Below are 14193 nucleotides of genomic sequence, written 5' to 3' on the forward strand. Positions count from 1 at the left end.
GCTGTCCTCCGAGAGTTCGGGGTGCCGGGATCCGGCCTTGCCCCACCGACGCTCGCAACCGGAACGTTGATTTCCACGTCCCTTTTGTCAGGTCAATCAATTTCGTGGGCGGAAGGGATTGATTGGCGGAAGGGGATTGATGCACCTCACATGTCGCATCGCCCGCACGTCATCCGCACGCAACCTGGGCGTCACCGACCGACTTGTACGTTCGTCGCGCTCGATGTCCCTTTCGCCAGCCATACGGAGGTGTGCGCATGGGGCGCCCGGAAAGACCGCTGGACCCGACGGCCGGTCCCGTGCCGCGGCTCGCGCACGAGCTGCGGGAGCTGCGCAAGGCCGCGGGGAACCCCTCGTACCGGAAGATGGCCGAGACGGCGGGCTTCTCCGCGACAACGCTGTCGCAGGCCGCGGCCGGTGAACGGCTGCCGTCCCTCGCCGTCGTCCAGGGCTATGTGCGGGCCTGCGGCGGCGACCCGGACGAGTGGGAGCCGCGCTGGAAGGACGCCGAGGCGGAGGTTGCCGGGGAGGTCCGCGAGGACGACGAGGACGCGGCGCCGCCGTACCGGGGCCTCGCCCGGTTCGAGCCGGCCGATCAGGGGCTGTTCTTCGGGCGGGCCCGCCTGACGGAGGACCTGCTCCAGCTGGTGTGCGGGCACCGGTTCGCCGCGGTGTTCGGCGCCTCCGGCAGCGGGAAGTCGTCGCTGCTACGGGCCGGACTGATACCCCGGCTCCAGAAGGAGATCGCTGAGCAGGGGCGTCCGGCGGTGCTGCGGGTGCTCACGCCCGGCGACCGGCCGGCCGCCACGTACGGCCATCTGCTGGCCCCGGCGGAGGGCGAGCCGGAGAGCTGGGTGGTGGTGGACCAGTTCGAGGAGGTCTTCACGCTGTGCCGGGACCGGGCGGAGCGGGCCCGGTTCATCGACCTGCTGCTCGCCGCCCGGGACCCCGGCAGCCGGCTGCGGGTGCTCATCGCCGTACGGGCCGACTTCTACCCCCGCTGCGGCGAGCACCGCGGCCTGGCGGACACGCTGTGCGGCGCCGGACTGCTGGTCGGTCCGATGACCGCGGAGGAGCTGCGGGAGGCGGTCGTCAAGCCTGCGCAGGCGGCCGGGCTCCTGGTGGAGAGGGAGCTGACCGCGAGGATCGTGGAGGAGGTCCTCGACGAGCCCGGCGGGCTGCCGATGCTCTCGCACGCGCTGTTGGAGACCTGGCGGCGGCGCAAGAGCCGGCTGCTCACCCTGGCCGCGTACGAGGCGGCGGGCGGGGTGCGCGGCGCGATCGCCGCGAGCGCGGAGGAGGCGTACGGGCAGCTCACCGAGGAGCAGGCGGACGCCGCCCGGCGGCTGCTGCTGCGGATGGTCGAGCCCGGCCAGGGCACCCCGGACACCCGGCGCCCGCTCACCCGGGCCGAGCGCGAGGAATTGGCGTGCCCCCATGTGCCCGCGGTGGTGGAGCGGCTGGCCCGGGCCCGGCTGCTGACCGTCGACGAGGACGCCGTGCAGCTCGCCCACGAGGCGCTGATCACCAGCTGGCCGCGGCTGCGCGGCTGGATCGAGGAGGACCGCGAGCGGCTGCGCCACCACCGGCGGCTGACCGAGGCCGCCCGCGTCTGGCTGGAGCACGACCGCGACTCCGGCGCCCTGTACCGGGGCACTCGCCTGGACCGGGTGGCGGAGCTGTTCCCCGACCATGAGCACGACCACTCCCTGACCGTGCCGGAACGCGAGTTCCTCATCGCCGCGCTGGCCGCCCGGGAGGCGGAGCGCCGGGCCGCCGCCCGCTCCACGCGCCGGGCGCGGGCCGCGGTGGGCGTCCTGTCGGCCGTCCTCGCGGTGGCGCTGGTCGCCGGTCTGTCCGCCTGGACCCAGAGCCGGGACAACGAGCGCCGCCGTATCGACGACGCGGCCCGCCGTATCGCCGCCGTCGCGGAGGGCCTGCGCACGACCGACCCGCACACCGCACAGTTGCTGGGCGTCGCCGCCTGGCGCGTGTCCCAGCTGCCGGAGACCCGGCAGGCGTTGCTGGGCGCGCTCGACCAGCAGGAACTGGACACGTTCAGCGACCGGGCACCGGGCGACGGCTCCTTCCGCCGTCTGACGGACTCCGGTCGCACCCTGCTCAGCGTCGAGGGGCGCACCTGGCGGACCTGGGACGTGGCACGGCACCGGCGGATCGCCGAGGGGCGGCTGCCCGAGGCCGGCACCGCGCTCGGGGCGAGCCCGGACGGGCGGCTGCTGGTGGTCCACGGGCATGGCCGGGGCGACGGGGTGCGGCTCTGGGACACGGCCGCCGGGCGATGGGTCGGTGACCGGCTGCCGGAGTCGTCCGTCGTGGACTTCGGCCGGAGCACGTACTCCGTGCGCGGTGTGGACAGGTTCCGGGCGGAGGTGCACTCGGCCGCGGACGGGAAACTGCTGTTCGAGGCGGAGGACACCACGGCGCCGAGCGAGGACGGCCGGGTGATCGCGGCCTGCCCCCTCGGGGGAGGCGGCGCGCCGCAGGTGCGGGGCCTCACGGACCGGCGCACGGTGCACGGGCGCTGGGAACGCGTGGGCGACATCTGCGGCCAGGAGCGCCCGCAGCTGGTGCTCGGCGGTGGTGGCGAGCGAAGCGAGCCGGGGAGGCTCGCCGCGGTGATGCCCAGCGGCGTGCGGGTCTGGGACGTCCGCTCGGGGGAGCAGACAGCCGACCTCCCCCACACCGGAGTGAGGTACGCCGCCTTCAGCAAGGACGGGAACTTCCTGGCGACCGCCGACGGGGAGGAGATCAGGGTGTGGCGGCTGGGCTTCGACGCCCCGGTGTTCCGGCACTCCCTCAACAACCAGCACCTCGCCGATCTGGCCTGGGACCCCGCCCGCCCGGTACTGCGCTATCTGGAGGCCGGCACGGTCCACACCCTGGACGTCGCGACGGCCGTGACGTCCGCCTGGCAGGACCGGCCGGCGGACAAGGTGCTGATCAGCCCGGACGGCCGCACGCTCGCCACCGCGCGACGCACCGGCGACACCTACCGCTTCGAGCTGCGCGACACGCGCGACGGGCGACTGCTCAGGACCCTGCCGCTCACGCCGCTCCGCGTATCGCGCGACCCCTCCCGACCGGTACTCCCGGAGTACACCCTCCCCCATCTGTCCTTCACCCCCGACGGCAAGGAGCTCGCGTACGGCGTCACGACGCCCTGGGACGAGGCGTCTTTCCCGCAGCGCCTCACGATCTGGGACGTCACCCGGGGCCGGGCCCGCACGGAACTGGACCTGGCGGCGAAGACCTCGGCGGGGGCGGTGATCACGATCGCCCTCGGCCGGGACGCCCGCACGCTCCACCTCACCCGCACCTCGGATACCGGCGAGCTGACCAACGAGACCTGGGACATCGCCCGCCACCGCCGGACGGCCGTCCTCACGGGTCTGTCCAGCAGTCATCTGGCCGTCCGCCCCGACGGGGGGCTCCTGGCCGGCGACAACCGGACGGCGAGCCTGCCGGGCGGCAAGGCCACCGGACGCGACCTGGTCCAGGGCGACGACATCGGCGCCCTCGCCTTCGCCCCGGACGGTTCGCGGCTCGCGGCGGGGGACCGGGCGGGCCGGGTGGCGCTGTGGGACGCGGCGGTCCGGCAGCGGGAGGGCACCATGCCGAACGTCTTCCCCGCGCTCCCGGAGGGAGTGACCGACCGACCGGACGACGACTCCGTCCCGGTCAGCGACGACACGTCCGAGGCCGTCACCGCCCTCGCCATCAGCCCCGACGGCCGCACGCTGGCGGTGGGCGGCGACGCCGGAAGCCTCCAGCTGTGGGACCTCGCCACCCAGCAGCCGCTCGGCGGCCCGCTGACCACACCCGGTGAGGCGATCGACACGGTGGCGTTCGCCGCGGACAGCGGCACGGTGTACGCGGGAAGCGCGCATGTGCCGCTGCAGCGCTACCCGATCGCCCCGGACCGGGCGGTCGCATCGTTGTGCGCGCGGGCGGGACAGCGCGAGCTGACGCGGGCGCAGTGGCGGACGTACGTGCGTGATGTGCCGTATCGCAAGGTGTGCGGCGACTGATGCGTCCGGCATTGATTCACCTGATCAGGGGATTGATCGACCTGACGGAACGGCTGGCCGAACAACTCCCGGCCCCTCGACGATCGACCTGTCGCTGCCCCGGTTCCGAACTCCCCCCCCCTCGGCCGGGGCAGCGGCCCGACCCGACGGGCGGGTCGAGGTATCCGACGGGAGATCCCCCCACATGAAGATCCTGAAGAACGGCCGTCGCCGGATGGCGATGCTGACGCCGGCCCTCGCCCTCGCGCTGATCCCCTTCTCCGCAGGCACGGCCAGCGCCAACACCACCCCCGGCTGGGGCGACGACATGCCCGACGTGCTCTGGGACTGCAACAACAACAACGCCGATTCGTGCCAGTACCACGAGCAGAACGCCGAGACCGAACTCGACAAGCGGCGTCAGGTCTCCAACGTGATCAGCAACTGCGCCAGCAACCGGGACCTGACCGTCACCCGTACCGTCACCGACACCAGGAGCACCGAGTACGCCTTCGAGCAGGAGACGTCCGTGGAGGTGTCCGCCGGCTTCAGCGACGCGTTCGAGGCCGGGATGAAGGCCAGCGACACGCAGTCGGAGACCTGGAAGGTGGGCGAAGCCCACACCGCGACCGAGACCCGCACCACGACCGTCCCGGCCGGCCAGCAGGGCGCCTGGTGGTTCGCGCCGTACGTCCGCCACTCCCAGGGCTGGCTGGAGGTCCACTACGGCGAGCGCAACCACGGCCACTACTTCTGGTACTACCGCGGCCCGGGCGGCCTTCCGGCCATCGACGTCAAAACCCCGGTCTTCCTGCCGACCGGCGAGCTGAAGGGCAACTTCTACTGGGCGACCTGGAACTGCTGACTCAGAAGTGCTGACTTAGGGGAAACGTAACAGCACACTCGTTCGAGTGAACGGCTCCGCATTCGCTGTGCAGGCTCCACGTCTACCCTGGGAGGGTCGCGTCGAGCGAAAGAGGTCTGTCATGGCGACGGCGGAGCCGATCATCACGCCGGGGTACCAGGGCGAGGCCATTCACGGGCCGTACGACGACCCGGACGGCGACAGCGATGCGGACAGCGGCGTGCCCGACTACACGGGTGCGGGCGTGGAGCAGGTCTTCGAGCTCTTCAGTGCGGCGGCCCCAAAGGGCTGGCACGTGGAGTTGATCGAAGGAGAGATCTGCGTGACGCCACCGGCCGACGCGGACCATGAGTTGATCGTTTCGGAGCTCACCGATCAGGTTGCCGAGCGACGCCGTGACCGATCCCTGCGCAACTGGACGGGCATCGGACTGAACGTCCCTGGTGCTTCCGAGACCGGACACGTCGTCCCCGATCTGGTCATCGCCCCGGCGAGAAGCTTCCAGGGGGACCAGAAGTGGAATGAGCCGTCCCCTGCCCTCCTCGTCGCCGAAGTCACCTCCACCAGCACCGCCGGCCGCGACCGCGAGAAGAAGATCCGTGGCTACGCCCGCGCCGGCATCCCCGTCTACCTCCTCATCGACCGGGAGGAGGGCGAGGTCACCGTCTACTCCGAGCCGTCAGGCGACGACTACGCCAAGCGGCCGAAGCACAAGCTGGGCCTGACCGTGCCCCTCCCCGGCCCCCTGGGCTTCGACCTGGACACCGCGGAGTTCTGACGACTCCGCCGCCCTCGCAGGCCCCGCGTTCGCCGCCAGGATCAGCGTCACCACGGCCACCACGGCGGCGGCGACGCCTCGGGTGTAACGCTCGGTGGGGCTGGTGCGTTCGAGCACGGCGACCTCTCAGCAGCTCGGGCAGCTCTCAGCAGCTCTCAGCGGGAATGTATTAAGCACGTTTAATACACGGTTTAACCTAGGGGTCGTCCAAGCCGAACGGCAAGGGGTGCTGGGGGAGTTGGGGCGATGGCCGAGCGTGACGACCCGGGGGTCATCGGGCGCAGGGTGCAGCAGCTGCGCGTCGAACGGGGGCTGACCCAGCGGCAGTTGGCGGAGCCCGCCTACACGCCCGCGTACATCTCCACGCTGGAGGCCGGCCGGGTGCGGCCCTCCGACGACGCGCTCAGGCATCTGGCCGGCCGGCTCGGCGTCGGGTTCGAGGAGCTGGCGACCGGGCGCCCCGCCCACCTCGCCACCGATCTGCGGCTGCGCCTGACCGGGGCGCAGCGCACGCTCGCCGCCGGAGAGGCCGAGGCGGCCGCGGAGCAGTACGCCGCCCTGCTCACCGAGGCACGGCAGCACGAACTCCTGGAAGTGGAGGCCGACGCCCTGCTCGGACTCGGTGAGTGCGGCCTCTACACCGGCGAACTGACCGAGGCCCGGGGCCACTTCGAGCGGGCCGAGCAGGTACTCGCCCAAGCCGACTCCCCGCTGCCCGCCCGCGTCCCCGCCCTGCGCGGAAGGGCCGTGTCCCACTACCTCGCCGGGGAGCTCCGCTACGCCGTCTACCTCCTCGAATCCACCCTCGACGAGCTGAACCGCGGTGGCCTGCACGACCCCGACGCCCTGCTCCTGCTCTACGCCAGCGCCATCGGCCCCTACATGGACATGGGCGCCCACGCCCGCGCCGCCCAGGCCGCCGAGTACGCCCTCGCCCTCGCCCCGCAGGCCGGCGACCCCGCCCTGGTGGCCCGCATGCACCGCTCGGTCGCCCGCACCCTGCTCGCCGAGGGCCGCATCGCCGAGGCCGACGCCTCCCTCGCCAGGGCCGCCGAGCTGTACCGGCACCTGCAGATCCGTACCGAACTCGCCAACTGCCACTGGATGCGCGGCTACGTCTACGCCCAGAACGGCGACCTGGAGCGCGCCGAGGCGGAACTGCGGGAGGCCCGGGCCATGCTCACCGCCCAGCGCGCCGCCCTCTACACCAGCCAGGCCGCCGTCGAACTCGCCGACGTACTGCACCGCCGCGGCAAGTCCGACGAGGCCTCCGCCCTCCTCCACGAGGTACTGAGCGACCTCAGCCCCGAACGCGGCGCCCTGCACTCCGCCGCCGCTCACCGCCTCCTCGGCATCATCGCGGAGGACGCCCACGACACCGAGACCGCCGAGGAGCACTACGTCCGCGCCCTGAGCCTGCTGGAGCGCGCGGGCGCGGCCGGTGACCTGGCCGACCTGTGCCGGCTGCTGGGTGACCTGCTGCGCCGCACCGGCCGGGTGGAGGCGGCGCTCGACGCCTACCGGACGGGGCTCGGACACCGTACGGCCCCCGGCACCACCACTCTCGGACCCGCCCCCGCACAGCCTCCTCTGTGAGGATTCCGGGGCTGCGCCCAGCACGCCCCGGATACCCTGCGCGGGGAACGACCGGGAACAGGGTGGGGCAGGCGCGCGCGTGGAGAACCAGCGGACCGTGGGTGACGGGCTGCGTCTCGTCGTACGCGCGTTCGTGCACGCCGTCCTCGGCGGCGCCGCGCTCCTCGCCATCGTCACGGTCGTCTCGGTCCTCGGGCCGATGTTCGCCCTCGACCTGTACACCCCGCCCGTCGCCGCCTGGTGGACCGTCTTCACCGCCATCGCCGTGCAGGGCGTGCCCTTCCTCCTCCTCGGCACGGTCGTCTCCGCGGCGATCGGGGCCTTCGTGCCGGAGAAGGTCTTCAGCCGGCTGCTGCCCAGGAACCAGGCGCTCGCCGTACCGGTCGCGGGCGTCGCGGGAGTCGTCCTGCCCGGCTGCGAGTGCGCGTCCGTGCCGGTGGCCGGGAGCCTGATGCGGCGCGGAGTGGCCCCGGCGGCCGCGCTCGCGTTCCTCCTGTCCGCCCCCGCCATCAATCCGGTCGTGCTGGTCGCCACGTCCGTCGCCTTCCCGGGGCAGCCGAAGATGGTCCTCGCCCGCCTCGTGGCCTCGCTGGCCACCGCCGTGGTGATGGGCTGGCTGTGGGCCCGGTTCGGCCGCGAGGAGTGGCTGCGGCCACCGAAGCGGCACACCGGCCCCACCGCCTTTGGCCTGCGCGCCTTCACCGCCGGGCTCCAGCACGACTTCCTGCACGCGGGCGGCTTTCTCGTCCTCGGCGCGGCGGCCGCGGCGACCTTCAACATCGTGGTGCCGAGGTCGGTGCTGGATCTCTTCACCGGGTCGGTGTGGCTGTCGGTGCTGCTCCTGGCGCTGCTGGCGGTCGTCCTGTGCGTGTGCAGCGAGGCGGACGCGTTCGTCGCCGCCTCGCTGAGCGGGTTCTCGCCGACCGCGCGGCTGGCGTTCATGGTGGTCGGGCCGATGGTGGACCTGAAGCTGATCGCCCTCCAGGCCGGGACGTTCGGGCGGTCCTTCGCCCTGCGGTTCTCGTCCGTGACATGGGTGGTGGCCGTGGCGAGCAGCGTGCTCGTGGGGTGGTGGCTGCTGTGAGGCGGTACGGGCCGGCGGTGCTGCTGCTCCTGACGGGCGCGGCGATCCTGCGGATCTCGCTGTTCAGCGAGCTGTATCTGCGATATGTGCAGGCGGGACTACGGCCATACCTGGTGGTGTCCGGGTTCCTGCTGGTGCTGCTCGCGGTGGCCGCGGCGCTCGTCGGGCGACCGGAACAAGAACCGCACGCCGACCAGGGCGAGCACGCTGAGCACGGCGAACACTCCGGCCGCGATCAGCAACGCGAGCACGGCGAGCACGACGAGTCCGGCGACGATTCCCACACCCACGATCAGCACGGCGGTCACCATAGCCCCCGCATCGCCTGGCTCCTCACCCTCCCCGCCCTCGCGCTCCTCCTCTTCCCGCCCCCCGCCCTCGGCTCCTACAGCGCCGAACGCGAGGCGGCGCAGCAGGCGGCGCAAGGGGTCGGGACCTTCCCGGCGCTGCCGTCGGGGGACCCGGTGGAGCTGACGGTGGGGGAGTTCGGCTCGCGGGCGATCTACGACAGCGGGCGGTCGCTGGCGGGCCGCACGGTCCGGCTGACCGGCTTCGTCACCCGCGACGACGACGGCACCTGGTACGTCACCCGTCTCCTGGTCGCCTGCTGTGCCGCCGACGCCACCACCGGCAAGGCCGAGATCCGGGGCGCGGACGCGCCGCCCGCCGACACCTGGGTCACCGTCACCGGCACCTGGCACCCCGAGGGCGCGCTCGGCACGGACGGCGCCTGGCCGCCCGTCCTGGACGCCGCGTCGGTGCGGCGGGTCCCGCAGCCGGCCGATCCCTACGAGAAGCGGTGACGCTCCACCGGGGCCCTTCCAGGTGTTGTAGCGGGCCGGGGTTTTGCCCTGCAGCTCACGGGTAGTCGGGCGTCGTCCGGGGCGAGCGGGAGGTGCCGCCGGAGGCCCTGGAACCACAGGCCGCGCTCGACTGAGGAGGCTGCCGTGCGGCCCAGAGACGATCAGCGTGGTGAGCGAGGGCGCGGGCACGGTGGTGCCATGGACGCGCTCGCCGAAGGCGTACGCGGCGCGGGACCCGGCGAGGTTCCGGCCCGGCTGTGCGATGTAGCCGTGGAGTTGCTGCCCGTGACCGGCGCGAGCGTGTCGCTGCACAGCGACGGCATGCCCGTCCAGCTGGGCGCGAGCAGTGCGCAGGCCGCGTATGTGACCGAGCTCCAGGCCACTCTGGGTGACGGTCCCTGCCAGTCCGCGGCGGAGAGCGGTGTGCCCGTGCTCGCCTGCGATCTGACGACCGGGCGGGACGTACTGCGCTGGCCGGTCTTCGCCCAGCAGGCCACGGCCGCCGGGGTACGGGCGGTGTACTCGATGCCCCTGGGCACCGAATCGGTGTGCGTGGGCACGCTCGACCTCTACCGCGACATTCCCGGCGACCTCACCGACCGGGAGCTGCGGACGGCCCGGCTGATGGCCGGGATGATGACCGTGGCGCTGATGGCGCTGCCGCGCGCGGAGGAGCCGGGCGACCCGGAGGACGAAGGGTGGCTGAGCGGACTGGCCACCGACCAGGACCAGGTGTACCAGGCCGCCGGCATGCTCATGGCCCAGTTGGGAATCGGCACGGACGAGGCCTTGGCCCGTCTGCGCGCCCACGCGTTCGCGCACGGGTGCATGGCACGGGACGTGGCACGGGACGTGGTGGAGCACCGGCTGCGGTTCGACCGGGACTGACGGGACCAGGCTGTGGGGCCTGGGCTCTGCCTAAGATCGTCTCCCATGGACATAGCAGCTTTTTTCTTCGCCTTCGTCGGCCTCATGGCCGTCCTGACCATTCAGAGCCGGGTCTCCCAGGCCGACCAGCGAGTGGCCCGGGTCGAGCGCAAACTCGACCTGATCATCGACCACTTGGGGCTGCGTGCGGACGACCCCCGGATGAACGAGGTCGTGGCGCTCGTGCGGGAGGGCAAGAAGATCCAGGCGATCAAGGTCTACCGGGAGATCACCGGGGCGGGCCTGAAGGAGGCCAAGGACGCGGTCGAGGGCATCGCCTAGACGCGTTCCCGGCCCCGCTTCCTGACCTCCGTCAGCCGGCGGGCGCCGAGTTCGACGGCCGCCGCGGTGGCATCCGCCGGTACGTCGCCGAGGCCGCCGTTGGTGACGGCGATCGCGTCGTCGCCCACGCGGACGGCGGCGACGTGCAGCGTGAGCGTGGGCGCCCCGTCGGACTCGGAGACGGCGCTGAGGACGACCCGCAGCCCCTGCCGGGCGTCCCCGACCTCCGGCATCTTCGCCTCGCTCACCTCCACGGCCATCGTCCCGCCGCCCGCGGTCGCCGTGAACTCGCCGCACTTGTCCGGCAGGCCGCCGAGCCAGGCCAGCGTCCGGTCGATGTCCTCGGTCCGATGGGCCACGACCTGGTAGCGCAGCTGGGCCTCGTCCCACTCGTCGTCCAGACCGACCGATGCGCGGGTACGGGCGTCGGGGCCGAAGAGCTCCTCCGTGTAGAGGGCGTCGAGCAGCCGCCCGCAGTCCGCCGACTCGGCGCTCGCCTTGAGCATGGCGTCCCGCCAGGTGGCGCCGCCCTCCGTGGGCACCCACGGCTCGCCGAGGTCGTCCGCGCCGATGAGGGCGGCCCGCGCCTGGGCCTCGGTGAGCGTGGGGGCGGCGGCGGGAGTCCGCGGCGGGGAGGTGGTGGCCGCGGGGGACACCGCCTCGGGGACACCCTTGATCGCCTTGTCCAGCCCGGTGACGGTACATGCGGACGCGCTCAGCAGACCGACCGAGAGCGTCGAGGCGATGACGGTGCGGGCCGAGGGACGGGGCATCGCGAGCCTCCTGTGCGGGCGTCGGGGGGGCGCTCGAGATCGGGTGCGTGTTCGTGTTCCTAAGGCACCACCACGCCCGTACGTCCACCAGTGCGCCGGGCCGTCCGGGTGACGGGGCGGCCGGACGGGACCCGAAAAAACCCCGCGACATCCCGCCCACCCCTGTTACCGTCGCCCCATGAAGCGCGCCAACCCGTCTCTCACGACGACGCCGGACCCAGTCCCGGCGCGCTGAAAGCTGAGCGAATTCAAAGCCCCGGGGCGAGCGGCCCCGGGGTTTTGTCGTGGTGGCCGCTCGTCCGTTCATCAGGAGGAGCAGCCATGAACGCCTCGCACGACCACCGCCGCCTCGGCCGTGAACTCGACCTCTTCGACACCGATCCCCTGATGGGCGCGGGCCTGCCCTACTGGCTGCCCGACGGGGCGATCGTCCGGCATGTGCTGGAGGAGTACATCCGGGACGCGGAACGCAAGGCCGGCTACCGGCACGTGTACTCGCCCGTGCTCGGCAAACGGGAGCTGTACGAGATCTCCGGGCACTGGGACCACTACAGCGACGACATGTTCCCGCCGATGGAGCTGGGCTCCGAAGAGGTCGTCCTGCGCCCCAGCCTCTGCCCGCACCACGCCCTGATCTACCGCTCCCGCTCCCACAGCTACCGCGAACTGCCGTTCCGCATGGCCGAGTTGGGCGGCATGTACCGCTCCGAGCTGTCCGGCGTCCTCGGCGGCCTCACCCGCGTCCGCGCCATCCACCTCAACGACGCCCATATCTTCTGCACCCTCGAACAGGCGGCGGAAGAGGCCCGCGCCGCCCTCGACCTCATCGCCCAGGCCTACGCCGACCTCGGCATCCGCGCGGCCCGGTACCGCCTGTCCCTGCCGGGGGACGGCGGCAAGTACGTCGCCGACCCCGAACTGTGGCGCCGGGCCACCGGGTTGCTCGAAGAGGTCCTGGAGGGCATTGAGTACGACGCCGTCGAGGGCGAGGCCGCCTTCTACGGGCCCAAGATCGACGTCCAGATCACCGACCGCGCCGGCCGGGAAGCCACCCTCTCCACCGTCCAGATCGACTTCCACCAGCCCGAACGCTTCGACCTGCACTACATCGGCCCCGACGGCGCCAAGCACCGCCCGGTCATGGTCCACCGCAGCATCATCGGCAGCGTGGAGCGCGCGGTCGCGCATCTGATCGAGGAGCACGGAGGTGCCTTCCCGGCGTGGCTGGCCCCCGTACAGCTGGTGATCCTCCCGGTCGCGGAGGAGCAGGTCGAGCACGCCGAGAAGCTGCTGCGCCGGGCCCTCGACCAGGGCCTGCGGGCCGAACTCGCCGGTCCCGAGCACGGCACCTTGGGCGCCCGCATCCGCGCCGCACGGCTCGTGCCGTACCAGGCGGTGATCGGAGAGCGGGAGGCGGCGGAGGACGGCGACCTGGCGGCCGTACGCCTACGAGACGGCCGCAAGCCCGGCACCATGCAGGGCGCGGAACTGGTAGCCCGAATCACCGAGCACGTAGCAGCGCGCAGTTCCGAAGCAGGCCTCTAGGGGCGCGGGGAACTGCGCGACCAGCCACACACGACCTTCAGCCGCCCATGCACAGAACCCCCCACGGCGATCCGCTTCACAACCCACGACGCCTCACAACGCCGTAAGGTCAACGCCGTGGAGCCGAAGAGGACTCGTCCCGTGATCATCGACTGCGACACCGGCGTCGACGACGCCCTCGCGCTGCTGTTCGCGGTCCGCCACCCGGCGCTGGACCTGCGCGCCGTAACCTGCGTGGCCGGGAACACGGACGTGGACGGCGTCGTACGCAACACCCTGACCGTGCTGGAGCAGGCCGGCGCCCCGGACATCCCGGTCGCCCGGGGCGCCGCCCGCCCGCTGCTCGAACCCGCGCGCTCGGCGCGGCACGTGCACGGCGATGACGGCATGGGCGACATGAACCTGCCCGCCCCGACCCGCACCCCGGCCGACGTGGACGCGGTGACCCTGCTGCGCCGCGAGATCCTGGCGTCGCCGCGCCCGGTGACGCTGATCCCGACCGCGCCCCTCACCAACATCGCCCTGCTGCTGCGCACCCACCCGGAGGTCACGCACAACATCGAGCGGATCGTCTTCATGGGCGGCGCGGTGGCCTGCGGGAACGCCACGCCGGTCGCGGAGTTCAACGTGTGGCACGACCCGGAGGCGGCCGCGATCCTGCTCACGGCCGGGGTGCCGATCACCATGTACGGCCTGGATGTGTTCCGGCGGGTCGTGGTCCCCGGGGCGGACGTACGGCGGCTGCGGGCGAGCGCGGAGCCCGGCGCGCGGCTCGCCGGTGACCTGCTGGCCCACCGCCCGGCCACACCGGACGTCGCCGACGACTCCGAGGCCGGGGGCATCGGCGACGCGGGCGGTCTGCACGGTCGTGGACCCGGCGGGGATCACCACCGGCCTGCTCCCCGTCGAGGTCTCCCTCGCCCCGGGCCCGACCCGGGGCCAGACGATCGTCGACCGCCGCCCTCGCCCCGGCGAGTCCGAGATCCACGCCGGTCTGCGCGAACAGCACCTGGTGGACGTGGCCCTGGACGTGGACGTGGACCGGTTCGTGAAGCTGTACCTGGAGACGGTGGAGAGCGTCTGACCGCCTGCCTGCCCACCTGACCGACCGTCACGCCTGACCGCCCGTCATGCCGTGCCGCCGAAGAACACCCGCACCTCCCTGATCAGCCCGTCCCGGACAGTGATCGCCTCGACGTTGCGGTAGCGGCCGCCCGCCGTGAGCTCGTACTCGTAGTAGGCGAAGACGACCTCCCCGTCAGCCGGGGTGACGTGCAGCAGGTGCTGCTCCTTCAGACGGTCGGCGGTCGGGAAGCACCGCTCGAAGAAGGCCGCCTTGTCGATGTGGTCGTCCTGCGGGCTGGTGAAGGTGAAGTCGTCGGCGTAGAGGGGGAGGGCGGCTTCGCGGTCCTGCGTCAGATAGTGGCGGAACGCCGCCCTGACGACGTCCGTCGGAGTACCGGTCATTCCGCCACCGTAGCGGCCGGGTGTCCGAATGCCGCCTTGTCCGCA

12 protein-coding genes and 1 pseudogene are annotated in these 14193 nt (G+C 72.5%); 10 read left to right on the plus strand and 3 right to left on the minus strand.

From position 1 onward, the window contains the following. Positions 1–257 precede the first annotated feature (257 nt). The 3 genes from ACIBU0_RS06920 (at position 258) to ACIBU0_RS06930 (ending at position 5671) form a co-directional block, all read left to right on the plus strand. The gene (locus tag ACIBU0_RS06920; RefSeq protein WP_398812760.1) at positions 258–4049 is read left to right on the plus strand and encodes a hypothetical protein; all 3792 of its coding nucleotides are present in this window, start codon (positions 258–260) and stop codon (positions 4047–4049) included. Between the two features lie 184 nt (positions 4050–4233). After that, entirely contained in the window at positions 4234–4893 is a 660-nt protein-coding gene (locus tag ACIBU0_RS06925; protein WP_398812763.1) for a hypothetical protein, read from the plus strand. A gap of 121 nt (positions 4894–5014) precedes the next feature. Then, positions 5015–5671 carry a Uma2 family endonuclease gene (locus tag ACIBU0_RS06930; RefSeq protein ID WP_398812765.1) on the plus strand — a complete coding sequence of 219 codons (657 nt, stop codon included), beginning with the start codon at positions 5015–5017 and terminating at the stop codon, positions 5669–5671. On the opposite strand, the gene ACIBU0_RS06935 is transcribed toward ACIBU0_RS06930, so the two are convergent. Then, a complete protein-coding gene (locus ACIBU0_RS06935) occupies positions 5573–5788 on the minus strand; it encodes a hypothetical protein (RefSeq protein WP_398812768.1) in 216 nt (71 codons plus the stop codon). The two genes, ACIBU0_RS06930 and ACIBU0_RS06935, sit on opposite strands and share 99 nt — an antisense overlap. Before the next feature lie 129 nt (positions 5789–5917). Between ACIBU0_RS06935 and ACIBU0_RS06940 the strand changes: the two genes are divergently transcribed. The 5 genes from ACIBU0_RS06940 to ACIBU0_RS06960 all read left to right on the plus strand — a co-directional run bounded on the left by ACIBU0_RS06940 (position 5918) and on the right by ACIBU0_RS06960 (position 10363). Beyond that, the gene (locus tag ACIBU0_RS06940; protein ID WP_398812771.1) at positions 5918–7267 is read left to right on the plus strand and encodes a tetratricopeptide repeat protein; all 1350 of its coding nucleotides are present in this window, start codon (positions 5918–5920) and stop codon (positions 7265–7267) included. 79 nt (positions 7268–7346) lie between these two features. Beyond that, a complete protein-coding gene (locus ACIBU0_RS06945) occupies positions 7347–8351 on the plus strand; it encodes a permease (protein WP_398812774.1) in 1005 nt (334 codons plus the stop codon). Beyond that, positions 8348–9154: a TIGR03943 family putative permease subunit gene (locus ACIBU0_RS06950; protein WP_398812777.1), complete on the plus strand. Its 807-nt coding sequence runs from the start codon at positions 8348–8350 to the stop codon at positions 9152–9154. Before ACIBU0_RS06945 ends, ACIBU0_RS06950 begins: the two co-directional genes overlap by 4 nt. Before the next feature lie 198 nt (positions 9155–9352). Continuing rightward, entirely contained in the window at positions 9353–10042 is a 690-nt protein-coding gene (locus ACIBU0_RS06955; RefSeq protein WP_398812780.1) for a GAF and ANTAR domain-containing protein, read from the plus strand. Positions 10043–10087: 45 nt separating this feature from the next. After that, positions 10088–10363, plus strand: a complete 276-nt coding sequence (locus ACIBU0_RS06960) for a ribosomal protein L7/L12 (RefSeq protein ID WP_398812782.1) — start codon at positions 10088–10090, stop codon at positions 10361–10363. On the opposite strand, the gene ACIBU0_RS06965 is transcribed toward ACIBU0_RS06960, so the two are convergent. Then, the gene (locus ACIBU0_RS06965) at positions 10360–11136 is read right to left on the minus strand and encodes a hypothetical protein (protein ID WP_398812785.1); all 777 of its coding nucleotides are present in this window, start codon (positions 11134–11136) and stop codon (positions 10360–10362) included. The genes ACIBU0_RS06960 and ACIBU0_RS06965 overlap by 4 nt on opposite strands. Before the next feature lie 321 nt (positions 11137–11457). Between ACIBU0_RS06965 and thrS the strand changes: the two genes are divergently transcribed. Both thrS and ACIBU0_RS06975 read left to right on the plus strand, forming a co-directional pair. Next, complete coding sequence (gene thrS, locus ACIBU0_RS06970) at positions 11458–12681, plus strand: threonine--tRNA ligase (RefSeq protein WP_398812788.1); 1224 nt, start codon at positions 11458–11460, stop codon at positions 12679–12681. A 117-nt stretch (positions 12682–12798) separates the two neighbouring features. After that, positions 12799–13765 (plus strand): annotated as a pseudogene (locus tag ACIBU0_RS06975) (nucleoside hydrolase). Positions 13766–13809: 44 nt separating this feature from the next. On the opposite strand, the gene ACIBU0_RS06980 reads toward ACIBU0_RS06975, so the two are convergent. Next, on the minus strand, positions 13810–14148 hold the full coding sequence (locus ACIBU0_RS06980) for a nuclear transport factor 2 family protein (protein WP_398812790.1): 339 nt from the start codon (positions 14146–14148) through the stop codon (positions 13810–13812). Positions 14149–14193 lie beyond the last annotated feature (45 nt).

Source organism: Streptomyces sp. NPDC049627 (assembly GCF_044465645.1).
Lineage (GTDB): Bacteria > Actinomycetota > Actinomycetes > Streptomycetales > Streptomycetaceae > Streptomyces.

What these genes read in the sequence shown, in the direction of transcription:
- ACIBU0_RS06920 (WP_398812760.1), top strand. Translation starts at nt 258, where the DNA reads ATGGGGCGCCCGGAAAGACCGCTGGACCCGACGGCCGGTCCCGTGCCG.
- ACIBU0_RS06925 (WP_398812763.1), top strand. Translation starts at nt 4,234, where the DNA reads ATGAAGATCCTGAAGAACGGCCGTCGCCGGATGGCGATGCTGACGCCG.
- ACIBU0_RS06930 (WP_398812765.1), top strand. Translation starts at nt 5,015, where the DNA reads ATGGCGACGGCGGAGCCGATCATCACGCCGGGGTACCAGGGCGAGGCC.
- ACIBU0_RS06940 (WP_398812771.1), top strand. Translation starts at nt 5,918, where the DNA reads ATGGCCGAGCGTGACGACCCGGGGGTCATCGGGCGCAGGGTGCAGCAG.
- ACIBU0_RS06955 (WP_398812780.1), top strand. Translation starts at nt 9,353, where the DNA reads ATGGACGCGCTCGCCGAAGGCGTACGCGGCGCGGGACCCGGCGAGGTT.
- ACIBU0_RS06960 (WP_398812782.1), top strand. Translation starts at nt 10,088, where the DNA reads ATGGACATAGCAGCTTTTTTCTTCGCCTTCGTCGGCCTCATGGCCGTC.
- ACIBU0_RS06965 (WP_398812785.1), bottom strand. Translation starts at nt 11,136, where the DNA reads ATGCCCCGTCCCTCGGCCCGCACCGTCATCGCCTCGACGCTCTCGGTC.
- thrS (WP_398812788.1), top strand. Translation starts at nt 11,458, where the DNA reads ATGAACGCCTCGCACGACCACCGCCGCCTCGGCCGTGAACTCGACCTC.
- ACIBU0_RS06980 (WP_398812790.1), bottom strand. Translation starts at nt 14,148, where the DNA reads ATGACCGGTACTCCGACGGACGTCGTCAGGGCGGCGTTCCGCCACTAT.